This window comes from Devosia nitrariae, assembly GCF_030160115.1.
Classification (GTDB): Bacteria; Pseudomonadota; Alphaproteobacteria; order Rhizobiales; family Devosiaceae; genus Devosia; species Devosia nitrariae.
Genome location: NZ_BSNS01000011.1, coordinates 146,995 through 170,088 on the forward strand (window position 1 = coordinate 146,995; position 23,094 = coordinate 170,088).

The 23,094-nt window shown below is 64.9% G+C and carries 17 protein-coding genes; 4 read left to right on the forward strand and 13 right to left on the reverse strand.

The window, feature by feature from the left end; genetic code table 11:
- Window positions 1-35 precede the first annotated feature (35 nt).
- The 12 genes from cysG to QQK18_RS11335 form a co-directional block, all read right to left on the reverse strand.
- A complete protein-coding gene (gene cysG / locus QQK18_RS11280) occupies window positions 36-1,679 on the reverse strand; it encodes a siroheme synthase CysG (RefSeq protein WP_284340441.1) in 1,644 nt (547 codons plus the stop codon).
- Window positions 1,651-4,290, reverse strand: coding sequence for a nitrate reductase (locus tag QQK18_RS11285; protein ID WP_284340442.1), 2,640 nt, complete (start codon window positions 4,288-4,290; stop codon window positions 1,651-1,653). Before QQK18_RS11285 ends, cysG begins: the two co-directional genes overlap by 29 nt.
- 177 nt (window positions 4,291-4,467) lie before the next feature.
- Window positions 4,468-5,322, reverse strand: a complete 855-nt coding sequence (locus QQK18_RS11290) for a formate/nitrite transporter family protein (protein WP_284340443.1) — start codon at window positions 5,320-5,322, stop codon at window positions 4,468-4,470.
- A 39-nt stretch (window positions 5,323-5,361) separates the two neighbouring features.
- Window positions 5,362-5,694: a nitrite reductase small subunit NirD gene (gene nirD, locus QQK18_RS11295; RefSeq protein WP_284340444.1), complete on the reverse strand. Its 333-nt coding sequence runs from the start codon at window positions 5,692-5,694 to the stop codon at window positions 5,362-5,364.
- Window positions 5,695-5,707: 13 nt separating this feature from the next.
- Window positions 5,708-8,155, reverse strand: coding sequence for a nitrite reductase large subunit NirB (nirB, locus tag QQK18_RS11300; protein ID WP_284340445.1), 2,448 nt, complete (start codon window positions 8,153-8,155; stop codon window positions 5,708-5,710).
- 25 nt (window positions 8,156-8,180) lie between these two features.
- Complete coding sequence (locus QQK18_RS11305) at window positions 8,181-9,455, reverse strand: MFS transporter (RefSeq protein ID WP_379994470.1); 1,275 nt, start codon at window positions 9,453-9,455, stop codon at window positions 8,181-8,183.
- 354 nt (window positions 9,456-9,809) lie between these two features.
- Window positions 9,810-11,549, reverse strand: coding sequence for an ABC transporter ATP-binding protein (locus tag QQK18_RS11310; RefSeq protein ID WP_284340447.1), 1,740 nt, complete (start codon window positions 11,547-11,549; stop codon window positions 9,810-9,812).
- A 15-nt stretch (window positions 11,550-11,564) separates the two neighbouring features.
- A complete protein-coding gene (locus QQK18_RS11315) occupies window positions 11,565-12,644 on the reverse strand; it encodes an ABC transporter permease (RefSeq protein WP_284340448.1) in 1,080 nt (359 codons plus the stop codon).
- Between the two features lie 69 nt (window positions 12,645-12,713).
- Window positions 12,714-14,135, reverse strand: coding sequence for a CmpA/NrtA family ABC transporter substrate-binding protein (locus QQK18_RS11320; RefSeq protein ID WP_379994467.1), 1,422 nt, complete (start codon window positions 14,133-14,135; stop codon window positions 12,714-12,716).
- A gap of 355 nt (window positions 14,136-14,490) precedes the next feature.
- The gene (locus QQK18_RS11325) at window positions 14,491-15,714 is read right to left on the reverse strand and encodes a CmpA/NrtA family ABC transporter substrate-binding protein (RefSeq protein WP_284340449.1); all 1,224 of its coding nucleotides are present in this window, start codon (window positions 15,712-15,714) and stop codon (window positions 14,491-14,493) included.
- Between the two features lie 8 nt (window positions 15,715-15,722).
- Window positions 15,723-16,313 (reverse strand): ANTAR domain-containing response regulator, encoded by a 591-nt coding sequence (locus QQK18_RS11330; RefSeq protein ID WP_284340450.1) that lies wholly within the window; start codon window positions 16,311-16,313, stop codon window positions 15,723-15,725.
- Between the two features lie 144 nt (window positions 16,314-16,457).
- Complete coding sequence (locus QQK18_RS11335) at window positions 16,458-17,339, reverse strand: NAD-dependent epimerase/dehydratase family protein (RefSeq protein WP_284340451.1); 882 nt, start codon at window positions 17,337-17,339, stop codon at window positions 16,458-16,460.
- A gap of 298 nt (window positions 17,340-17,637) precedes the next feature.
- Here QQK18_RS11335 and QQK18_RS11340 point away from each other — a divergent pair, with 298 nt between their 5' ends.
- From QQK18_RS11340 to QQK18_RS11350, 3 genes are all read left to right on the forward strand, one after another.
- On the forward strand, window positions 17,638-17,976 hold the full coding sequence (locus QQK18_RS11340; RefSeq protein WP_284340452.1) for an SH3 domain-containing protein: 339 nt from the start codon (window positions 17,638-17,640) through the stop codon (window positions 17,974-17,976).
- An 82-nt stretch (window positions 17,977-18,058) separates the two neighbouring features.
- Window positions 18,059-19,087 carry an asparaginase gene (locus tag QQK18_RS11345; RefSeq protein ID WP_284340453.1) on the forward strand — a complete coding sequence of 343 codons (1,029 nt, stop codon included), beginning with the start codon at window positions 18,059-18,061 and terminating at the stop codon, window positions 19,085-19,087.
- A 63-nt stretch (window positions 19,088-19,150) separates the two neighbouring features.
- Window positions 19,151-20,131: a squalene cyclase gene (locus QQK18_RS11350; RefSeq protein ID WP_284340454.1), complete on the forward strand. Its 981-nt coding sequence runs from the start codon at window positions 19,151-19,153 to the stop codon at window positions 20,129-20,131.
- On the opposite strand, the gene QQK18_RS11355 is transcribed toward QQK18_RS11350, so the two are convergent.
- On the reverse strand, window positions 20,128-21,468 hold the full coding sequence (locus tag QQK18_RS11355) for a TIGR03808 family TAT-translocated repetitive protein (RefSeq protein WP_284340455.1): 1,341 nt from the start codon (window positions 21,466-21,468) through the stop codon (window positions 20,128-20,130). The two genes, QQK18_RS11350 and QQK18_RS11355, sit on opposite strands and share 4 nt — an antisense overlap.
- A gap of 143 nt (window positions 21,469-21,611) precedes the next feature.
- On the opposite strand from QQK18_RS11355, the gene QQK18_RS11360 reads away from it, so the two are divergent.
- Entirely contained in the window at window positions 21,612-23,093 is a 1,482-nt protein-coding gene (locus tag QQK18_RS11360; protein ID WP_284340456.1) for a helicase HerA-like domain-containing protein, read from the forward strand.
- The last annotated feature ends 1 nt before the right edge of the window (window position 23,094 follow it).

Here is a 23,094-nt window from a genome sequence, read left to right on the forward strand (position 1 = left end):
CGAGGCGCAAGCGGTGGACTGGGACGCGAAGGGTGTTACCCGGCCTGCGCCTTCATTGGACTGACGCCAGGAGGCTGGACTTCGTGCGGTGCGGCGGTAGCGGCCATTGCCAGCGCCTCGCCCACCGCAAAGAGCGTTGGAGCCGATAGCGGAAAACCCTCCGCCGCCATCACTGCTTCGCAGAGCGTTCCGCGCCAGATGCGCTCGTCGGGACGGCCGAGGCTGGCGGCGATGACGACGGGGGTGGCAAGGCGCATGCCGCCCGCCTTGAGTTCAGCGACGATGTCGGGAAGCGTGCGGCGGCTCATATAGTAGACGCTGGTGGTGGCCGGATCCGCGAGCATCCGCCAGTCGATTGAATCGGGCAGGCTTCCCTTGCGGGAATGGCCGGTGACGAACCGGACCGACTGGGCATGGTCGCGGTGAGTGAGCGAAACGCCGAGGCGCGCGGCGAGGGCCAGCGCGCTGGTGATGCCGGGAACGACGTCGACCGCGATGCCATGCGCTTCGAGCATGGCGATCTCTTCGCCGGCGCGTCCGAAGATCATCGGGTCGCCGGATTTGAGTCGAACGACATGCTTGCCCTGGCGGGCGAGCGTCAGCATCATTTCGTTGATGTCTTCCTGCCGGCAGCTGTCGCGCCCGGCCCGCTTGCCGACCGCCAGGCGCTTGGCCTCGCGGCGGGCGAGTTCGAGGACATCGGTGGAAACGAGATCGTCGAAGAGGATGACGTCGGCCGACTGCAGGGCGCGGACGGCCTTGATGGTCAAAAGTTCCGCATCGCCCGGGCCGGCGCCCACCAGGGTAACGTGCCCTGCCGGGGCAGCGTCGGCGACGGCGGCGATCAGGCGTTCGGGATCGGCTTGCGGAGCCGCGCCGAACGCCATGTCGGCAAAGCGCTCCCAAAAGGCGCGACGCTCAGGGCCGGGCGCAAGGCGCTCCATGACCTCGTCACGGATTTTCGCGGCGGTATCCGCCCACTGGCTGAGGGTCCGGGGCAGGAGGGTCTCGATGCGCCGGCGTACCGCCTGGCCGAGAATCGGCGCGGCTCCGGAGGTCGAAATGCCGACGACGATCGGCGAGCGGTTGACGATCGAGCCGAACTGGAACTGGCACAGCGCCGGCTTGTCGATGACGTTGTAGGGGACGCCCGCAGCGTGGGCGGCGGCGGTGAAGGCGTGGGCTTCCGTGTCGTCCTCGATGTCGGCAACGGCAATGGCGGCGCCGGCGAGGTCGGCAGGGGTCCAGTGGCGGGGGACGAGGGTGATGGTACCGAAGCTCAACCGCCCCTCACCCTGGCCCTCTCCCCAGAGGGGCGAGGGGACGCTGTGGGTGTCGCCGTGTCTGCCAGGAGCATCGAGCGGGTCTGCACCTCGCCCCTCTGGGGAGAGAGCCTGCCCCGGACTTGATCCGGGGTCGGCGCGTAGCGCCGGGTGAGGGGAGCGATGCCGCAATTGGGCCGCCAGCGCCAGCATCTCTCCGCAGCATTCATCTTCGGGAGCGAAAACCTCCACATGCGCGCCCGCCGCCGCCAAAAGCTCGGCCTTCCAGCGCGCCGGCTCGCCGCCGCCGATGACGACGGCGCGTTTATCGGTGAGGGTGAGGAACACCGGCAGGACGGCGAGTGCGCCCATGCGTTCGGGGACGGAACTATTCGGCTGCCGCGAGACGATGCGCATCGATCAACCCTCTGATTTCGGCGCGGCAGGAGCCGCAATTGGTGCCGGCCTTGGTGAGCGTCCCCACCGCCTCGACGGTAGAACAGCCGGACTTGGTGACGGCTTCGACGATGGTGTTGATCCCGACCCCCATGCACGAGCAGACGATCGCGCCCTGGTCCGGAACATCGGCGCCGGGGCGGCCGGCAAGAAGGGTCGCGCCATCGGTATTGTCCCCTGCAAGCTGCGATGCGACCCACTGACGTGAGACGAGCACCGGATCGGGTGCAAGGAAGAGTGCGAAAGCGAGGCGTCCGTTGTCGACCGCCACATAGGCGCGGCGGCCGGAGGTGCGGTCGAAGACGGTATTGAGCGCAGCATCGTCGGTGAGGCCGAAACTCGCGCGCACGGACTGCTCCCAATCCTGCGGTTCCTCGAACCAGGCGAGTTCGCCGCGAAAACCTCCCGGCGCCTCGGCGACGGCCCAATAGTCGGCGGTGAGGGCGGGGCGGTAGCGGGAAGCGAAGAAGCCGTAGATGCGCACATGGGCAGGCGAGAGCGTGACCCGCGCCATCTTGAGGGCCGGCTGGCCCGAAACCGGATCGACCTTGCCGGCAACAAGCGCATCGATCCGGGCGTTGGAGGCGAACTGGTCGGTCCAGTGCATGGGCACGAACACGTTTCCGCGCTGCTGCCGATCGGTGACGAGAGCGCGCAGGAGCGTGCTGCCGTGGCGGCTCTCGAGCCGCACGAGGCTGGTGCGGCGGATGGATAGCGCTTCGGCGTCTGCCGGATTGATCTCGACGAAAGGCTCGGCGATGTGGGCGGAAAGCCGCGCCGCCTTGCCGGTGCGGGTCATGGTGTGCCAGTGGTCGCGCACGCGCCCGGTGTTGAGGATGAACTGGCCCGGCGCTGGGACGATCGGCGGGGGTGGCTGCACCGTGACGAACCGGGCCTTGCCGTCGGGCGTGAAGTAGCGCGCGTCGGCAAACATGCGCTTGGTGCCGGCTGGCCGCACCGGCCACTGCACCGGCGCCATCGTCGCATAGTCGGCGCTGGCAAGCCCCGAAAGGTCGAAATCGCGGCTGCCTTCGTTCTCGAAGGCTGAAAGCGCCACGTGCTCGGCAAAGATCTGGCCCGGAGAGAAATAGGCAAAGCCATGGGAATAGCCCATGCGCTTGGCGACCTGCGAGATGATCCACCAGTCCGGTCGCACTTCGCCCGGGAGCGGCAGGAACGGGCGTTGGCGCGAGATGCGGCGCTCCGAATTTGTGACGGTCCCGTCCTTCTCGCCCCAGCCGGCGGCAGGCAGCTTCACATGGGCGTGGGCCATGGTGTCGGTTTTCGCCGCCATGTCGGAGACGACGACAAAGGGGCAGTTGCGCAAAGCTTCGCGTGCGGCATCGGCCTCGGGAAGGCTGTCGACCGGGTTGGTCGCCATGATCCAGACCGCCTTGATGCGCCCGTCGGCGATGGCGCGGAACATGTCGACGGCCTTGAGACCGGGCTTGGTCGCGACGGCTTTGCTGCCCCAGAAGCGCGAGACGCGGTCGATCGTCGTGTCGTCGAAATCCATATGGGCCGCCAGCATGTTGGCGAGCCCGCCCACCTCGCGTCCGCCCATGGCGTTGGGCTGGCCGGTGATGGAGAACGGTCCCATGCCGGGCCGGCCGATGCGGCCGGTCGCCAGGTGACAGTTGATGATGGCGTTGACCTTGTCCGTGCCCGAAGCCGATTGGTTGACGCCCTGCGAAAACACGGTGACGACCTTCGGGGTCGCTGCAAAGAGCTGGTAGAACGCCTCGATGTCGCCGGGCGCGACCCCCGTCGCTTCGGCGACGCGCGAGATATCCCAGTCCGCGGCGACGAGCCGGGCAGCCTCGAAACCGGTGGTATGACCGGCGACATAGTCCGGGTTGGTGAGACCGAGCTCGACCAATGAGTTCAGGAGCCCGACGAAGAGGGCCGCGTCGCCATCGGCGCGCACACCCAGGTGCAAGTCGGCGATGTCGGCAGTCATCGTGCGTCGCGGATCGATGAGGACGACGCGCATGTTCGGCCGTTCGGCCTTGGCTGCCGCGATGCGCTGGTAGATGACCGGATGGCACCAGGAGAGATTTGAGCCGACCAGGACGACGAGATCGGCGTCTTCCAGATCCTCGTAGTTGCCGGGAACCGTGTCCGAGCCGAAAGCGCGCTTGTGGCCGGCGACCGACGAGGCCATGCACAGGCGCGAATTGGTGTCGATATTGGCCGAGCCGATGAAACCCTTCATCAGCTTATTGGCGACGTAATAGTCCTCTGTCAGCAGCTGCCCGGAGCCGTAGATGGCAACCGACTCCGGGCCGTGTTCGGCAATGGTGTTCTTGAACACCGAGGCGACGAGGGCGAGCGCTTCGTCCCAGCTCGCGCGCTCGCCGCGGATCTCAGGGTAGAGCAGGCGGCCGTCCAGCGAGAGGGTTTCGCCGAGCGCCGAGCCTTTCGAGCACAGGCGCCCGAAATTGGCCGGATGGTCCGGATCGCCGGCGACGGCGACCGTGCCATCCGGCTGCGGCGTCGCGATGACGCCGCAGCCGACGCCGCAATAAGGACAGGTGGTACGAACCGGTGCTGGGGAGGCGATTACGGTCAAGCGGCAGCTCCGCAGACAAGAAGAAAACCTTCCCCCTCATGCGGCGCAACGCCCTCCGGCCGACCCCCGGGGGAGACGGGAACCAGGTGGCCGATGATCCGAGGAGCGCTGCCTTTTCCGATGCTGGAAAGGCAGGCCGCGTGGCAGGTGAGGGGGAAGGTAGTCAGCACGTATCGCTTACTCCGCCGGAACCCGTTCACCCGTAGCCGAACGGCTGTCTTTGGCAGGCGAGCGCTTGGGAGCGGTGCGACCGTGAGTGGCATAGAGCGTGAGGCCCACGAAGGTGAGGCCGCCCACCAGATTGCCGATGACCGTCGGGATCTCGTTCCAGACGAGATAGTCCATGATCGAGAAATTGCCGCCGAGCAGGAGCCCCGAGGGGAAGAGGAACATGTTCACGATCGAATGCTCGAAGCCCATGTAGAAGAAGAGCATGATCGGCATCCACATGCCGATGACCTTGCCCGAGACCGAGGTCGACATCATTGCCGCCACGACTCCGGTCGAGACCATCCAGTTGCAGAGAACGCCACGGATGAAGAGGGTCAGCATGCCGGCCGCGCCATGGGCGGCATAGCCGACGGTGCGGCCTTCGCCGATAGCGCCGATCTTGGTGCCGACCGCATCGGGCGCCTGGGTGAAGCCGAAGGTGACGATGATTGCCATCATCACCGCGACGGTGAAGGCACCGGCAAAATTGCCGACGAACACCAGCCCCCAGTTGCGCAGCACGCCATTGAGGGTAACGCCGGGGCGCTTGTCGAGAAGTGCGAGAGGAACGAGGGTGAAGACCCCGGTCAACAGATCGAAGCCCATGAGGTAGAGCAGGCAGAAGCCGACCGGAAAGAGGATGGCACCGGCAAGCGGCTCACCGGTCTGCACCGAGACGGTGATGGCAAAGGCTGCCGCGAGCGCGAGGATGGCACCCGCCATATAGGCGCGGATGAGGGTGTCCCGCGTGGACATGAAGACCTTTGCTTCACCCGCGTCGATCATTTTGGTGACGAAGTCCGACGGTGCGACGTAAGACATGCAGTCTCCTTGCTGGTTCGGGTTGCTTGGCAAAGGCGGCTACTCGGCCGCCTCCATCATGAAGTCGGGCGCCATGAAGATGCGCCCGTCGACGACGTCGACCGGAAAAGTCTTGACCTGTCCTTCGTCGGCGCCCAGCGCCTGACCGCTCTCGAGGTCGAAGACCCAGTTGTGCAGCGGACAGGTGACCGAGGCGCCGTGAACGATGCCCTCGGAAAGCGGGCCGCCCTTGTGGGCGCAGCGGTTTTCGATGGCATAGATGCGGTCCTCGGCCGTGCGGAAGATGGCGATCTTGCCCGTCGGCGTGTTGACGCACCGCGCCCCCCGGCGGGGAATGTCGCTGACGCGGCCGATTTCGATCCAGTTGCTCATTTGTAGTTCCCCATCACTCCGCCGCCACCGGCATGCCGAACTCGGCCAGTGCCTCGAATTCGTGGGCGTCCTTGCCGTTGACGCGCTCCTCCCACGGGTCGACCTGGGCGAACTTCTGGCTGTAGGTGAAGCGCTCGAAGTAGTGGCGGCGCTTTTCGAGGTCGTCGACGACGTTGGCCTTTATCGAGTCGGTGCCGACGCGCTTGGCCCATTTGTAGATGCGTTCCAGGTACCGGCCCTGCTCACGGTAGAGCTGGACGAGGGCGGCGATGATCTCGAGCGCCTCGTCCTCGGTCTTGGCGTGGCAGAGGACTTCGGTGCCCTTGATGTCGAGGCCGGCCGCACCCGCGAAATGGATCTCGTAGCCGCTGTCGACGCAGATCACGCCAACGTCCTTGCAGGTGGCTTCTGCGCAGTTGCGCGGGCATCCCGAGACCGCCATCTTGACCTTGGCCGGCGTCCAGGCGCCCCACATGAACTTCTCGATGCGGACGCCGAGGCCCGTAGAATCCTGGGTACCGAAGCGGCACCAGTCGGAGCCGACGCAGGTCTTGACCGTGCGCAGGCCCTTCGCATAGGCGGCGCCCGAGACCATGCCCGCAGCGTTGAGATCGGCCCAGACGCCCGGCAGGTCCTCCTTCTTGACGCCCAGTAGGTCGATGCGTTGGCCGCCGGTAACCTTGACCGCCGGGATGTGGAACTTGTCGGCGACATCGGCGATGGCACGCAATTCCCTGGGGTTGGTCATGCCGCCCCACATGCGCGGTACGACCGAATAGGTGCCGTCCTTCTGGATGTTGGCGTGGACGCGCTCGTTGATGAAGCGCGACTGTCCGTCATCCTCGTACTCGCCGGGCCAGTCGGCGACGAGATAGTAGTTGAGGGCAGGGCGGCACTTGGCGCAGCCGCATGAGGTCTTCCACTCCAGTTCCTGCATGACGGCCGGAATGGACTTGAGCTCCTTGGCAACGATCAGGCGCCGGACTTCGTCATGGCCGAGATCGGTGCAGCCGCACATCGGCTGGATGGCGGCGGGGTTGTAGCTGTCGCCCAGCGTCAGCACCATGAGCTTCTCGACAAGCCCGGTGCACGTGCCACACGAGGCCGAAGCCTTGGTGTGGGCCCTGACGCCGTCGAGTGTCGTCAGGCCTTTGGAGGTGATGGTCGAAGTGATCTTGCTCTTGCACACGCCGTTGCAGCCGCAGATCTCTGCCTCATCCGGCAAGGCTGCAACGGCCGCCATAGGGTCCAGTTGGGCACCCCCTTGATAGGCCTGGCCGAAGATCAGTGTGTCGCGCAGCTCGCGCGTATCGGTGCCCCTCCTCAGCATGTCGAAGAACCAGGGGCCGTCGCCGGTTTCCCCGTAAAGGACGGCGCCGACGATCTTGTCGTCCTTGAGGACGAGGCGCTTGTAAACGCCTGAGGAGGCATCCCGCAGGACAATTTCCTCGCGGCCTTCGGCCTCGGCGAAGTCACCGGCCGAATAGAGCGAGACGCCGGTGACCTTGAGCTGGGTCGCCGTCTGCACCGGCCGGAAAGCCGCATCGTGCTTGACGAGGGTTTTGGCCGCGACCTTGGCCATGTCGTAGAGCGGCGCGACGAGCCCATAGACGGTGCGCTCGTGCTCGACGCATTCGCCGACGGCGAGGATGTCGGGGTCGGACGTGACCATCTGGTCGGAAACGACGATGCCGCGCTCGACATGGAGGCCCGCATCGGTTGCGACACGCGTCTCAGGGCGGATGCCGACGGCCATGACGACGATATCGGCGGGATAGACCGTGCCGTCGTCGAGCGCCACGGCCTCGACCCGCTCATGACCGAGGATCGCCTTGGTCTGCGCCTTGGTGTGGATCTTGATGCCTCGCCCTTCGAGCTCCTTCTGCAGCAGGTAGCCGGCGGCCGGATCGAGCTGGCGCTCCATCAGGTGCCCCATAAGGTGGAGCACGACCACCTCCATGCCGCGCAGCCGCAGGGCTGCCGCCGCTTCGAGCCCGAGCAAACCCCCGCCGATAACGACGGCCTTGGCCCGGGGTTTCCCGGCTGCCGCAACCATCGCCTCGACATCGTCGAGATCGCGGAAGGCCATGACACCTGGCAGTTCCTTGCCGGCAATTGGTATGATGAAGGGTGCCGATCCGGTGGCGATGATCAGCTTATCATAGGGAGTCTCGCCTCCGCGGGAGAGGACGACCTTGCTCTTGCGGTCGATGGCCGTGATCGTCTCGCCAAAGCGGGTATGAACGCCGTTGCCGGCATACCAGGCCGCGTCGTGGGTGACGATCTCTTCGTACGTCTTCTCGCCGGCAAGCACGGGCGAGAGCATGATGCGGTTGTAGTTGCCGCGCGGCTCGGCGCCGAAAAGCGTAACGTCGAACGCGTCGGGATCGTCCTCAAAGAGATGCTCGAGCAGTCGCCCGGAGGCCATGCCCGCGCCGATGACGACAAGTTTCTGCTTCATGGATCGAATACTCCTGAATGAAGGGTCAGGCTGGCGACGCGGCCGGCCGCGTCATGCGGCGCACGGCCGCGTGCATGAGCGCGAGCGAGACGAGGATGAGGACGAAGAGCGCCATGAAGCAGCTCGTCCACAGGCCCGTGACATCGTTGAGCCAACCGAAGAGAAGCGGCAGGATGAACCCGCCAAGCCCGCCGATCATGCCGACGAGGCCGCCGACGGCGCCCACGTTCTGTGGGTAATAGGCGGGGATGTGCTTGTAGACCGCCGCCTTGCCGAGGCTCATGAAGAAGCCGAGGACGAAGACCAGGCCGATAAAGGCCCAGGGGGCGATCTCGAAATGGATGAAGACGTTCCCGGTAACGCCCTCCACCACCGAGTCGGTCGGCGGGATTGAGAGGATGAACGTGACGAGCGCTGAGACCGCGAAGGTCCAATACATGATGACGCGCGCGCCGATCCGGTCCGAAAGTGTACCGCCATAGGCGCGGAAGATGCTCGCGGGAATGGAATAGGCCGCAGCAACGATGCCGGCCGTGGCCACGTCGAAGCCGTAGACGCCGATGAGATAGCGCGGCAGCCACAGCGTCAGCGCAACGAAGGCGCCGAAGGAGAAAAAATAGTAGAGAGCGAACCGCCAGACACGCACATCGGCGAGCGGCGCGAACTCGCTGGCAAGGCTGCGCGGCGCGCCGCCTTCCTTGCGCCGCCGTACGATGACCGGGTCATCTTCGGTAGAGAACCAGAAGATCGCCGCCATGACGACGAGCGCCGCCGACCAGATGAGCGCGACGCTCTGCCAGCCCCAGGCGAGCATGACGAATGGGGCAAGGAACTTGGTGACCGCAGCCCCGACATTGCCGACGCCGAAGATACCCAGCGCCGTACCTTGCTTTGCCTGCGGATAGAAGCGCGACACATAGGCGACGCCTACGGCAAAAGACCCGCCGGCAAGCCCGACGCCAAGGGCGGCGACGAGAAATTGCTCGTAGGTCTGCGCAAAGGCAAGGAGCGCGGTGGCGACGGCTGCCGAGAGCATGGTGAGCGTGTAGACGAAACGCCCGCCATAGCGGTCGGTCCAGATGCCCAACGCGACCCGCACGAGCGAGCCGGTCAGGACCGGCATGCCGATGAGGAGACCGAACTGCGTCTCCGAGAGGTCGAGCTGATCCTTCAAGGCCACGCCGATGATCGAAAAAATCGTCCAGACGGCAAAGCACACGGTGAACGCGATGGTCGAAAGACCCAGGGCGCGCCGCTGCGAGCGTTGAGCGGCATCGGGAACGGTCATAAGTCGCTCCATAACTAAAGACCAAATACAAAGGTCGCCAACCGAGCCGCGCACCGGTCGAGGGACCGGTCGTGCGTACCTGTTGGCGACCTTGCCGAGTGGGAGCGCCCATCATTGGACGCCGAGTTCATGAGCCGTCTTGGGAGGAGCTCATTCCGCGATATGCTTTGCACGAAGCGTGCCAGTTGCGGGGTGTCGGAAAGAACTGAGGTATTTCAGCATCTTGTCCGCAAGGGCAACTCCCATTCGATTCCCGCGGCGGCCCTCGCGTGGCCCAAATCAGCGTCAACGTGTATAAAAATTAGCCTCAAAAGGGGGTGCGTCTAAATATGCATAAAATTTGTGCAGCGGCTGGTTGCCTCCCACCTATTCGGCTGCAGCCAGGCCGCGGTGGGTACGCTTGGAGCGGATACGCTCGAGGGTTTCTTCATCGGGATTGGCGCCGCCCTCATAGGCTTCTAGGAAGTCGAGAAGCTCTTCGCGGTAGGCGTAGTAGTCCTTATGGGCGAGGAGCGCCTTGCGTGAGCGTGGCCGCGGCAGGTCGACACCCATGACGTTGCCGATGCGCGCGTTCGGGCCGTTCGACATCATCACCACCCGGTCGGCAAGGAGGATTGCTTCATCGACGTCGTGGGTCACGCAGATGGCGGTCACCTTGCTTTTCGCCCAGATGTCCATCAGCACGTCCTGCAACTCCCAGCGGGTGATGGAATCGAGCATGCCGAAGGGCTCGTCGAGCAGCAGGAGCTTGGGGGAAAGGGCAAAGGCGCGGGCGATACCGACCCGCTGCTTCATGCCGTTGGACAATTCGGCTGCGGGCTTGTGCATGGCGTCGGCAAGGCCGACGCGAGACAGGTAGTATTCGACGACGTCGCGCCGCTCGGCCGGGCTGGCCTTTGGGTAGACCCTGTCGACTCCGAGCGCGACATTCTCGCGGGCCGTGAGCCATGGCATCAGCGAGGGCGCCTGGAAGACGACCGCCCGCTCCGGCCCGGCGTCGGCCACTTCCTTGTTGTCGAGGACGATACCGCCCGAGGAGATCGGGTTGAGACCGGCGATCATCGACAGGACTGTGGACTTGCCGCAGCCCGAGTGGCCGATAAGGGTGACGAATTCGCCCTTCTTCATCTTGAAGTCGAACCGGTCGACGACCGTCAACGGCCCCTTGGGTGTCGGATAGACCTTCGAGACCTGGGAGAACTCGAGATAACCCGCGGTGGTGGGCGACTGGGCGGCCTCCGCATAGGCTGCTGGCAGCGGCTCCGCCTTCCCGCGCCCGACAGGCACGATGTTGGGCAAGACGATCTCGCGCGCCGTCGCCACATTGCGCGCCGTGCCGATGTCCATCAGGTACTCGGTGATCTCGCGGCGTAGCGTTATGAAGCGATCGTCGCCGTTGAGCTCGGTCCGGTCGCGCGGACGCTCGATTCCGACGGTGAACGAAGGGCCCAGGGTTGCCCCTGGCCCCGGGGTCAACGGAATGACCCGGTCGGCGAGGAGGATCGCTTCGTCCACGTCGTTGGTGATGAGCGCAAAGGTCTTGCGTTCCGCCTGCGAGATGGCGGCGAACTCGTCCTGCAGCTTGGCGCGGGTCAGCGCATCGAGGGCCGAGAGCGGCTCGTCGAGCAGCAGGACGTCCGGTTGCATCGCCAGTGCGCGTGCCACCGCCACGCGTTGGCGCATGCCGCCTGAGAGCTCGGCCGGCCGCCGGTCCACGGCGTGGGAGAGGCCGACCATCTCCATATAGTGGTTGCGCAGAGCGATGCGCTCGGCCCTGGGCTTCTTGCCGTGCACGGCATTGACCGCCAGGTCGATATTGCCGGCGACAGTCAGCCACGGCATCAGCGAATAGGACTGGAAGACCACGCCGCGTTCGGAAGCCGGGCCGTCGATCTCCCGGCCGCGGAACAGCACGCCACCCTGGTCGGGCGCCATGAGCCCCGCCATCAGCGAGATCAGCGTCGTCTTTCCGGCGCCCGAGAAGCCGAGGATGGCGACGAACTCGCCCTCCTCGACGGCAAGGTCGATACCGGAGAGGACTTCCGTACGCCGGGCGCCTTCGCCGTAGTGCTTGCCGACGCCAGTAAGTTCAAGAATTGCTGCCACTGTTTCCCCCTGCCTTCAGCGCTTGGCCGAGAAGGTGAAGGCGGTCTGTAGAGTGAACATCACCCGGTCGAGCAGGAAGCCGATGATGCCGATGCCGAGGACCGCCACCATGATGCGCGCCAGCGAACTCGAGGAGCCGTTCTGGAACTCGTCCCATACGAACTTGCCGAGCCCGGGATTCTGGGCGAGCATTTCGGCCGCGATCAGCACCATCCAGCCAACACCGAGCGAAAGACGCAAGCCCGTGAAGATCAGCGGCAGCGCCGAGGGCAGCACGAGCTTGGTGATAGTCGTCGCCGTCGAAAGCTGCAGCACCTTGCCCACGTTGACGAGGTCCTTGTCGATCGAGGCAACGCCCAGTGCGGTGTTGATGAGCGTCGGCCAAAGCGAGCACAGCGTGACCGTGACCGCGGAGATGACCAGCGATTTGGGCAAGGCGTCGGAAGCATCGACGTAGATGGCCGAGACCACCATGGTGACGATCGGCAGCCAGGCAAGAGGGGAAACCGGCTTGAAGAGCTGCACCAGTGGGTTGAGAGCACTGTTGAACGGGCGGCTGAGGCCCGAGGCAATGCCGAGCGGCACGGCGACCACTGTCGCGATGAGGAAGCCGAGGCCGACGGTCTTGAGCGAGGTCAGGATCTGGTCGACGAAGGTCGGTTTGCCCGTATAGTCGCGCCACTTGACGTCGTCCTGGCGGTCGTCGGCGACGAGCTCGGCATTACGCGCTTCCTGCCGTTCATAGAACGCCGCTTCCTTCTCGCGTTCGCCCAGGTGATCCTGCCAGAGCCCGCCAGCCTGCTCGAAGACCTGCATTGGGCCGGGTATGGCGCCCAGTGATGTCTGCACCTGTGGCGCGAGCGTGCCCCAGGCAACCAGGAAGAGGACGATGCCCATCAACGGAAAGAGCAGCGCGTCGCGCAACTCGCCCACCTGCTCACGCGGATCGTCGCCGGCGGCAATTTTCAGGAGCGGCGTCAGCCAGCCCAGACCGAGGGCGGAAAACCAGGTGGACGCACGGTTGATGGCGGTGAAAGCCCTCTGGCGCTTTTCGCTGGCGCGGGCCTTGCCGGAGATGTCGCTCGCTATGCTCATGGGCCTTGGTCCTGTCGTGTGGAAAATTGGGGTGGCCGCCTGGGGCAACCACCGTGATCTCGGACTGACTTAGTTGGGAGCGACGACTTCGGCGCCGACAACCGTCTCGCCGGACTTGAGGCCGATTGCGAGGCTGTCGATGTAGGCGTTGGGCTTATGCCCGTCATAGGAGAGGCCGTCGATAAAGGCGCTGGTCGGCTCGCGGTAGCCGTCGGTCTGCCAGGGGAAGTCGGCCGCGTCGGCGACGCCCTCCTCGACCAGCAGACGCGCGGCCTCGAGGTAAATGTCCGGCCGGTAGACGGATTTGGCAGTCTCTTCGTACCAGCCGTCGGGCTTGTCCTCGGTGATCTGGCCCCAGCGGCGCATCTGGGTGAGGTACCAGATGGCGTCCGAATAGTAGGGATAGGTCGCGTAGTAGCGATAGAAGACGTTGAAGTCCGGGACCTCTCGCTTGTCGCCGACCTCGTATTCGAAGGTGCCGGTCATCGAGTTGGCAATGACCTCGGCATCGGCGCCCACATATTCGGACTGAGCCAGGATATCGACCGCTTCGGGCCGGTTGGCGTTGTCGTTCTCGTCAAGCCATTTGGCGGCGCGGATCAGCGCCTTGGTGACGGCAAGGGTGGTGTTGGGATACTGCTCCGCGAATTCAGCGGTGATGCCGAAGACCTTCTCCGGATTGTTCTTCCAGATCTCGTAGTCGGTGATGACCGGGACCCCGATACCCTTAAACACCGCGGCCTGGTTCCACGGCTCGCCGACGCTGTATCCGTCGATCGTGCCGGCTTCGAGGGTCGCGGGCATTTGCGGTGGTGGGGTGACCGACAGGTACGCCTCGGCCGCGATCTGTCCCGATACGTCCTCTGCCGAATAGAAGCCCGGATGGATGCCGCCGGCAGCGAGCCAGTAGCGCAGCTCGTAGTTGTGGGTGGAAACCGGGAAGACCATGCCCATGTTGAACCGGCGCCCTTGCGCCTCGTATTCGTCGATGACCGGTTTCAGGGCCGCCGCCGAGATCGGGTGCACCGGCAGGCCTTCGGCATCCATTTCCACATGCGGCTTCATCATCTCCCAGACGGCATTGGAAACGGTGATGCCGTTGCCGTTGAGGTCCATCGAGAAGGGCGTGATGATGTGGGCGGCGGTGCCGTAGCCGATGCTGGCCGCGAGCGGTTGACCGGCGAGCATGTGGGCGCCGTCGAGCTGGCCGGTGATGACGCCGTCGAGCAGCACCTTCCAGTTGGCCTGCGGCTCAAGAGTGACGTAGAGCCCTTCGTCTTCGAAGAACCCCTTTTCATAGGCGATGGCCAGAGGAGCCATATCCGTCAGTTTGATGAAGCCGAAGGTAAGCTCGTCCCTTTCGAGATCGAGCATCTCGGCCCGCGCGCCGGGCACTGCAAGGCCGACAGCCATGATGGTGGCTGTCGCGGCTTTAAGAAAGGTACGGCGCCCGGTCAGGGGCAGGCGCGTCGTGCCTTTGGTCTTGGTCATCGTCATCTCCGTTTCCGCCGAAATCCGGCCCGCCGCGCGACGCCTAGGAAAAGCGAAAGGCTGCCAACGAGCACTTGCACCGGTCGGACCGGTTGCGCGCACCTGTTGGCAGCCTTGCCTTTCGAGAGCGCCCATCTTTGGACGCCGAGTTCATGAGCCGTCTTGGGAGGAGCTCATTCGCAGATGACTTTGCAGGAAGCGTGCCAACTCCGGCTCGACCGAGATTGTTAAGGAAAGTCAGATGGATAGCATATCTGGGGGCAAGTCCGAGCCAGGCCGCACGGACCAGATTCGGCATAAGGGGGCATCAGCGCGCCTAAAAGATAGACTAACTCTGCTATTGCCTAAACTTATATCAGTGACCGTTCCGAGCAACCGACCGCTGCGTCTGGATATAAGCGTCGAGAGCTTGCGGATCGAACTGGCGGCCGTCGAAGAAGCCGTCAGCCGCCAGTGTCAGTTCGCCTGCGGCCGCGGGTATCGAGGTCGGTGAGGACAGCAGTCCTTCGACCTTGCTGTCGGCCAGCGGAGCTGCAACGCCGAGGGGCGCAAGCACGTCGCGATAGATATCCGGCCGGAAGCAGGCGGCGGCCGTCGCCGCATTGACGGAGTTGTGCGCGACCTCGCCCCAGCGCACCATCTGGCTGTAGAACCAGAGGGCGTGGCTCTTCCACGGGAAGTTGGCGGCCCTGGCATGAGGCACAAAGAAGTCGCGAACAGCCTGGACGCCGCTTCCGGTTTCGATGTTACCCGTCAGACCGAGCATGACGATGTCAGTCGCTTGCCCGAGATAATGCGGCGCCGAGAGAATTTCTGCCGCTTCCGCATGGTTGCCGGGATCCGAACACCAGACGGCGGCGTGGTATAGCGCCCGGATCAGTGCAGCGAGCGTTTCGGGATGGGCCTCGGCCCAGTCGGCACGCATGCCCAGCACCTTATCCGGGCTCGCCCGCCAGATCGCCGCTTTGACGGTGACGATCCGCGCGCCACGTTCGGTAACGCCGACGCTGTTCCATGGCTCGCCCACGCAATAGCCGTCGATGCCGCCTGAACCCAGCGCATCGGGGAGGAAAGGCGGCGGCAGCACCACGATTTCGATATCCCGGTCCGGCGCGATGCCGCTGGCTGCCAGCCAGTAACGCAACTCGTAGTTGTGCGACGAGGTCTGGTGGACCACGCCGAAGCGGAGGCGTCGATGGGAGCCGGCGACGACGTTCCTCAGCGCCGCGCCGGCCGGGCCGGCATCCAGGTCCCCCGGCGCGCCCGCCTCGGTCATCGCTTCCCACAGTTGCGCACTGACGGTGACGCCATTGCCGCCGAGCCCCAGGGTCATCGGAGCGATCATCGGCATGGCCAGCGGGGTCAAACCGAGGCTGGCGGCCAACGGCATTGGCGCCAGCATGTGGGCGACGTCGAAATGACCCAGAGCAGCCCGGTCGCGAATATTGGCCCAAGAGGTCTCGCGGATGAGATGGAGGTCGATACCCTCGGCGGCAGCGAAGCCTTTTTCGCGCGCAAGCACCAGTAGCACCGCATCGAGGAGCGGCAGGAATCCGGCGGTGACGTGGGTCTGACTCATGGTCTGTCCTAAGGGCCGAGCAGGTCGGCCGCCGTAACGAGGCTCTGGGCGATGTCGACCATGCGGCGGTTCTGGTTCATCGCCGTCGTGCGCAAAAGCTTGTAGGCCTCCTCCTCCGAAAGGCCCCGCGTCTTCATCAGGATGCCCTTGGCCTTCTCGATGATCTTTCGGTCCTCGAGCTCGCTCCTCGCCTCCTCGAGCTCACGGCTGAGCCGGGCGAACGCGTTGAAGCGCGATATGGCCATGTCCATGATCGGCTTCACCCGCTCTTTCTTGAGGCCGTCGACCACATAGGCCGAAACGCCGGCTTCCACGGCCTTTTCGATCATGGCTCGGTCCGAGCGGTCAACGAACATGGCGATCGGCCGCTGGACGGCCCTCGAAAGAGAAAAGAAGTGCTCGAGCGTGTCGCGCTGCGGATTTTCGAGGTCGATGACGATGACGTCAGGGGGTGAGGCTGCGATGGTTCGCCCGACCTCGTTGACGTCATGGATGACCGTGACCTGCTTATGCCCGGCTTCGCGCAGGCCGTCCTCGATGATCGAGGCGCGGATGCGGTTCTCGTCGATGATGAGGATCGAGAGTTCGGGCTGCGTCATGTGGCGCACTCATGCAAAAGCGCGCGCAGGATGCAAGCGTGATGATTGCACAATTAGTATGCAGAAACGCTTGCCCCGCTAGTCAGACCTCGAGCGTATCTCGCCAGCCGGGAGCGCCGCCGAGCGCGATCTCGTTGCCAGTCCTCAGGATTCCCCTACCCGCCGGGGACTGAGCCCGTTGCGCCAGGAATACTGCGGCCAGTAGCCGAGCATGCGCTTGGCCTTCTCGATCGACAGCAGCGTGCCGTTCGTAGTGATCCCCTCCTTGTGCGGCACGTGCGGGAACACCTCGGCAAGCAGCGAGGTGTTCGACCGGCTCATGACCGAATCGGCATTGGCAATGATCAAGGCCTCGAACCCCTTGAAGTCTGCCTCGATCGATCGCCGCACGGCCTGGGCGCCGTCGCGCGCATCGATATAGCCCCAGAGATTCCACTTGCGCGCCTGCGCGTCGTCGTCGAAAGCCGGGAAGCGCTGGTAGTCTTCGGGATACATGACGTTTGAGAACCGCAGGCCCACCATCCGCAGCTCCGGATCCCAGCGGCAGAACTGCGCCGCCATGGTCTCATCAAGGAGCTTGCCGAGCGAATAGGCGCTTTCCGGACGCGGGAAGTACTCCTCGTCGACCGGCACATAGGGCGGCGGGGTGTCGAAGGGCAGCCCCAAAACTGTCTCGCTCGAGGCGAAGACGATGTTCTTGATGCCGGCGAGCCGGCAGGATTCGAAGACGTTGTAGGTCGCCGGCACATTGTTGGCGAAGGTGCGGGCGTTGGCGGCGAGCCCGGGCGCGGGGATGGCGGCAAGGTGCACCACGGCATCGAACGGCCCGCCGCGTTCATCGACACCGCCGAGGATTGCGGCCGCGACCTCACCGAAATTGGCAAGATCGATCTTGACCGTGGGACAGATCGCTTCCGGCGGGGGCGCCTGATCGAGGTTGATGACGTCATAGCCATGGGCGACGAGATCCTTGAGGACCGCGCGCCCGAGCTTGCCGCTGCCACCGGTGACCAGAACCTTGGCCATTCCATTACCTCCCTGATTTCAGGCACTTCGCCCATCTTGCGATCCAAGCCTGACACGGATTTGACCGCCTGCCAACAGCCGCCCGGACGGGGTTGTGCCGGTTGATGCGGCGCAAACACGCCTCTCAGCGCCGGTTCCCGCCCATTCGGGTGGGGCGGCGCATCAGCCATTCTTCTAGAAGCCAGACCAGAAGCCTGAACCGAAACTGAACGGCGATCTCAGGACCGGTTCAAAGCACCGGGAGCATGATCCCCAGCATCGAACGCAGTTCCTTAGCGGGGAAAAGGAAATGAAGACCATGACGAAGCAACACGAGAAGGTCCTGGTGGCAGCCCTTTGCGGTCTCATCATCGCCAGCGCCGCCCTCTTCGCCGTGCAGCCGGCCATGGCTGCCGGTTACCACGTCGAGCAGCCGGCCCGCGTCGGCAACATGCCCACCTGGGACCAGTTGAACGTGCGCAAGTGGCCGGCCCACTATTCGCAGAAGATCGGCGCGGTTAAGCCCAACACCTCTGTCTGGGTCGAGCGCTGCAACGAGGTGCCCGGCAGTGCCGACTGGTGCCTCATCGAGCGGGGCGGCCTCAAGGGCTGGGTCAACTCGCGCTATCTCAACCTCATCGAGGATTGGGACATCTGAACTACCGACGTGCCTCCTCCCATGCATGTTGACTTTTCCGGTCCGGTGCTGTTCGCAGAGCAACCCGGACCGGAGTTTTTTGATGGACGCGAATCCCGTTTTGGCCGAGGCCGTGCGCGGCAACTGGGTCGAAAATCGTCATCGCGGTGCTTTCGCGGTGGTCGACGCCGGCGGGCGCATCATCGCCGCCTCCGGCGACATAGAAAGGCCGATCTTCCCGCGCTCGGCCATCAAATCCATGCAGGCGCTGGCGATCTTCTCGGCCCATGCCGATGAGAAGTTTCATCCAAGCGAAGAGGAGCTGGCCCTGGCGTGCGCCTCGCACCATGGCGAGGAGATCCATACGCAAGGCGTCAACCGGTTCCTCGAGCGTTTAGGATTGGGCGTCGACGACCTCGAATGCGGCGCGCACCAGCCGACGAACGCGGCTACGCGCGAGGCGCTGCGGGCGGCTGGCCGTGCGCCGAACGCGCTGCACAACAACTGCTCGGGCAAGCATTCCGGCATGCTTTCTGTCGCGCTAGCCATGGGGGTGGACACCCATGGCTATGTCGAGCGCCACCATCCCGTGCAGCAGCGGGTGCGCCGGACTGTCGAGGCTGTGATCGGTGAGCCGCTGAGCGAGGACCGCTGCGGCACGGACGGCTGCTCCATACCGACGTTCGCGGCGCCGCTCCGCGCCTTCGCCTTCGGCTTTGCCCGCATGGCCACCGGCGAGGGGCTCTCGCCCGATGAGGCTGCGGCCGCTCGGCGCCTCCTCGATGCAGCAACGCGCCATCCGCACCTGGTCTCGGGCACAGGCCATCCGGACGAGGCGATCATGACGGCGTTCAATGGCCGGGTCATGCAGAAGGTCGGTGCCGAGGCGGTGCAGTGCGGGGCCATCCGCGACAAGGGCTGGGGCTATGCCATCAAATGCGACGATGGGAACGTCATCGCCTCGCAGGCGATGCTGGCAACCGTGCTCTTGAAGTTCGCCGACCCCGATGCCGATCAACGCAAGGTGCTCGAGGCGCTGAAGCACCAGCCGATCAAGAACGTTCGAGGCATGATCGTCGGCGAGATGCGGGCCACCGAGCCGATCGCGGGACTCGGGTTGACTGCTGGCTGAGGGTTGGCGCGGCCGGCAAGGATGGCTACAAGCGAGATGTTCCCCGACTGCTGATTGGCGCGCATGATGCACTCCGACTCGGTGATCGCCTGGCTTCTCGATTCCGATCCGTCGATCCGGTGGCAGGTGATGTGCGACCTCATGGACGCGCCGGAGGTGGAGTGGGCGGCAGAGCGGGCCAAGGTCGAGATTGAGGGCTGGGGCGCCAGGCTTCTTTCCTGCCAGGATGAGGACGGACAATGGGCAGGGGGCTCCTTTGTCCCGGCAGGCTTTGACTACAGCGAGTGGCGTGAGAGTGGCCAGCCCTGGACGGCGACGACCTACTCGTTGTCGCAACTGCGCGAGTTCGGTCTCGATCCCTCCTCCGATCGGGCCAGACGAACGGTCGAACTGATCGGCACCAATTCCCGCTGGGATCAAGGCAACCAGCCCTTCTGGGAAGGCGAGACTGAGGAATGCATCAATGGCCGGACCGTTGCCGACGGCGCCTATTTCGGTGTCGACGTCTCCGCGATCGTCGAGAGGCTGGTCGGTGAGCGACAGGGTGACGGCGGCTGGAACTGCCAAAGGGCGAAGGGTTCGGTCCGATCGTCCTTTGCCAGCACGATCAACGTGCTGGAGGGACTCCTCCAATATGAGAAAGCCACCGGCGGTACGACCGAATCGCGGGAGGCGCGCAGGTCCGGCGAGGAGTATCTTCTCGAACGCAGGCTCTTCCGGCGTCTGACGACGAATGAGCCTGCTGACGAGCGATTCCTGCAGTTCCTGCACCCCAACCGCTGGCGCTACGATATCTTGCGCGCGCTCGACTATTTCCGCTCGACCGCGATGCTGTCCGGCGCCGATCCCGACCCGCGCCTGCGCGAAGCGATCGACCACCTTCGTGCACGACGCCTTGAGGACGGCACCTGGCCTCTCGACTGGCGCCTGCCGGGACGGGTGTGGTTCGATATGGACGACGGGCCGGGCAAGCCCTCCCACTGGGTGACCTTGCGGGCGATGCGGGTGCTCGGTTGGTGGGAGCGTCAGGCGAAGCCGGTCTAGCCAACGCTCACATTCGGGTAGCGCCCGGCATTGGCAATAAGCTCGGGTTCGACCACCTCGTCCCAGGCAAGGCCGGCGACCGGGTGGTCGAGGATGTCGGCCAGCAGGTTGCCCTGGATGCGCACTGCGCCGGCACCTTCGACGACACTGACGGCTATGCCGATGTCGGCGCCGCGGACCATGTTTGCGGAAATGACGACATTGCGCAGGTAAGGTCCGAAGCCGGCGGCGATGCCGCGACCCGGTACGCCTTCGACGGCGTTGCCGGAGATGACCGTTTCGGCCTCGGCATAGATGCCGTAGGGAGAGACGTCGGGATTGACCGGCGAAAACGGGGCGATATTGCGCACGATATTACCCGAGCAGACGGCCAACTGCCCGCCCCGGTCGAGATTGGTGATCGAGATGCCGGCCGCTGCACCATCGACGATGTTGTCGGAAATGACCGAGCCGGAGAACTCGAACTCGGAAAAGATCGCCACTTCTCCGCAATCGCGGCAGACATTGCCGGTGACCTGGGTGTTGCGCGAGCCGTTGAGGCGCACGGCCGTGAAGGCGCAGTCGGAGATATGATTGTCGGCAACGATGACGCCACCGGCGCGGAACACGTTGACGCCGTTGCCGTTCTGCCCGTTGCCGCCGCCGCTCCAGCCGATGTCGGAGATGCGGTTGCCCATGATGATGCTGGCGTCCTCGCCGATCTCGCTGCGCCACACGCGAATGCCGGCATTGCCGCACTGATCGATGCGACAGCCGGTGACGGTCAGTCCGCGGCTGTCCATGGCATGGATCGCCGCATCGCCCAACCGGGCGAAGACGCAGTCGTCTATGACGACCTGGGCATCGTGGATCCGCACGCCGCTGCCCTCGCCATTCCGGAAGCTGCAGCGATAAAGGCCGATGTCGGTGGCGCTCTCGATCTCGAGAAGGGCGCGGTCCGGGGCAAAAGGCTCGCTGCCGCGATCGAACCCGATATCCGAGAGGGTAATGGTCCCCACTCCGGCAATCCGCGCGATTGGGGCCTCGTCCAGGGCGGCCAGGAACGAGCGTCCCCGTACGCCCTGGATGACGAGGCCCTCGGACAACGCGATGTCGCGCAGGCGAATCGTGCCGGCCGGCAGCAACAGTGGCAGGCCCTGGTTCGCCGCCGCGTCGATGGCGGCCTGGAATGCGGCGCTTTGATCGAGGCCGGTGTCGGGGACAAGCCCGAACTCGCTGGCCGACACGGCCGTCTGCGCCATGAGCGCGGACGGATGGAGGGCGGGTGCGGCCAGCATTGCCCCGCCGAAGAAGGCGAGAAACTGGCGGCGACTGGAGAGCCTTGTGTGGTTCCGCATGGCGCCATCTTGCCCAGCGCCCGTGCCGGACGCCAGCATTGCCCGCGTTCTTGGTGAACGGGGACGGCATGCCGCTTTGCCTTGTCCCGCGGGCTTCCCAATGGCTATAAGTTTGCCGAACCAAAACCCAAGAAGGTCGCGCCATGCTCGTCGACGACAAGCTCTATCTCGGAACGAGCACGCGTCCGGAATACCTGACGCTCAAATACGCCAACCGCCACGGCCTTGTCACCGGTGCGACCGGCACCGGCAAGACCGTGACCCTGCAGATCATGGCCGAAGGCTTTTCGCGGGCGGGCGTGCCGGTCTTTGCCGCCGACATCAAAGGTGATCTTTCGGGCATCGCCATGGAAGGCACGCCGCAGGATTTCATCGCCAAGCGCGCGCAAACCATCGGTTTTGCCGATTTCGCCTATGGGCCGACCCCGACCATCTTCTGGGACCTGTTTGGCAAGCAGGGCCACCCGGTGCGCACAACGGTTTCGGAGATGGGTCCGCTGCTGCTCTCGCGCATGCTCGAGCTCAACGACACCCAGGAAGGTGTTCTCAACATTGCCTTCAAACTCGCCGACGACGAGGGCCTGTTGCTTCTCGATCTCAAGGACCTCCGCGCGCTCCTCGTTGCCGTGCAAGAGCGGGCCAAGGAGGTCTCGGTCAAATACGGGAACGTGTCGACCGCCTCGATCGGCGCAATTCAGCGCGCCCTGCTGGTGCTCGAGCAGCAAGGCGGGGAGAACTTTTTCGGCGAGCGGGCGCTGGAGATCGCCGATCTGATGCGCACGACCAGCGACGGCAAGGGGTATGTCTCGGTGCTGGCCGCCGACGAGTTGATGCGCTCGCCGCGGCTCTACGCAGTCTTTCTTCTCTGGCTCCTGTCCGAGCTCTTCGAGCAGTTGCCCGAGGTTGGCGATCCGGAAAAGCCAAGGCTCGTGTTCTTCTTCGATGAGGCGCATCTCCTCTTCGACGAGGCGCCAAAGGCGCTGATCGACAAGGTCGAGCAGGTGGTCAAGCTCGTCCGCTCCAAGGGGGTGGGCGTCTATTTCGTGACGCAGAATCCGGCCGACGTGCCCGAGAGCATACTGGCCCAGCTCGGCAACCGCGTCCAGCATGCGCTGCGCGCCTATACGCCGCGCGAGCAGAAGGCCGTAAGGGTCGCCGCCGAATCGTTCCGGCCAAACCCCGAATTTTCGACCGAGGAGGTCATCACCCAGCTCGGTACCGGCGAGGCGCTGGTCTCGGTGCTGGAGGAAAAGGGCATTCCTTCGGTGGTGGGACGCACCCTTATCCGTCCGCCCTCATCGAGGATCGGACCGATCACGCCTGAGGAGCGCCGTGCGATCGTTGCCGCATCGCCCGTCGGCGGGCTCTACGACCGCACGATCGATCGCGAATCGGCCTTCGAGGTGCTGGCCGAGCGGGCGGAGCGCAAACAGGAAGCCGAGGAACAGGCCCGGCTGGACGGAGAGAGATTAAAGGCGGAGCGGACGCGGCAAACTGCGCCCTCCCGCCGCTACACCCGCCAGACGCCGGCCGAAGCGGCGATCAACTCGCTCGCCCGCACCGTTGCCAACCGCCTGGGGAGCGCGCTGGTGCGCGGCATCCTCGGCAGCCTGTCGCGGCGGTGAC

Excerpts from the sequence above, each read along its gene's own strand:
- QQK18_RS11345 (WP_284340453.1), top strand. The coding sequence starts at position 18,059 with ATGGACGCGAATCCCGTTTTGGCCGAGGCCGTGCGCGGCAACTGGGTC.
- QQK18_RS11335 (WP_284340451.1), bottom strand. The coding sequence starts at position 17,339 with ATGGCCAAGGTTCTGGTCACCGGTGGCAGCGGCAAGCTCGGGCGCGCG.
- nirD (WP_284340444.1), bottom strand. The coding sequence starts at position 5,694 with ATGAGCAACTGGATCGAAATCGGCCGCGTCAGCGACATTCCCCGCCGG.
- nirB (WP_284340445.1), bottom strand. The coding sequence starts at position 8,155 with ATGAAGCAGAAACTTGTCGTCATCGGCGCGGGCATGGCCTCCGGGCGA.
- QQK18_RS11330 (WP_284340450.1), bottom strand. The coding sequence starts at position 16,313 with ATGACGCAGCCCGAACTCTCGATCCTCATCATCGACGAGAACCGCATC.
- QQK18_RS11360 (WP_284340456.1), top strand. The coding sequence starts at position 21,612 with ATGCTCGTCGACGACAAGCTCTATCTCGGAACGAGCACGCGTCCGGAA.
- QQK18_RS11320 (WP_379994467.1), bottom strand. The coding sequence starts at position 14,135 with ATGACCAAGACCAAAGGCACGACGCGCCTGCCCCTGACCGGGCGCCGT.
- QQK18_RS11315 (WP_284340448.1), bottom strand. The coding sequence starts at position 12,644 with ATGAGCATAGCGAGCGACATCTCCGGCAAGGCCCGCGCCAGCGAAAAG.
- QQK18_RS11340 (WP_284340452.1), top strand. The coding sequence starts at position 17,638 with ATGACGAAGCAACACGAGAAGGTCCTGGTGGCAGCCCTTTGCGGTCTC.
- QQK18_RS11355 (WP_284340455.1), bottom strand. The coding sequence starts at position 21,468 with ATGCGGAACCACACAAGGCTCTCCAGTCGCCGCCAGTTTCTCGCCTTC.
- QQK18_RS11325 (WP_284340449.1), bottom strand. The coding sequence starts at position 15,714 with ATGAGTCAGACCCACGTCACCGCCGGATTCCTGCCGCTCCTCGATGCG.
- QQK18_RS11305 (WP_379994470.1), bottom strand. The coding sequence starts at position 9,455 with ATGGAGCGACTTATGACCGTTCCCGATGCCGCTCAACGCTCGCAGCGG.
- QQK18_RS11350 (WP_284340454.1), top strand. The coding sequence starts at position 19,151 with ATGATGCACTCCGACTCGGTGATCGCCTGGCTTCTCGATTCCGATCCG.
- QQK18_RS11290 (WP_284340443.1), bottom strand. The coding sequence starts at position 5,322 with ATGTCTTACGTCGCACCGTCGGACTTCGTCACCAAAATGATCGACGCG.
- cysG (WP_284340441.1), bottom strand. The coding sequence starts at position 1,679 with ATGCGCATCGTCTCGCGGCAGCCGAATAGTTCCGTCCCCGAACGCATG.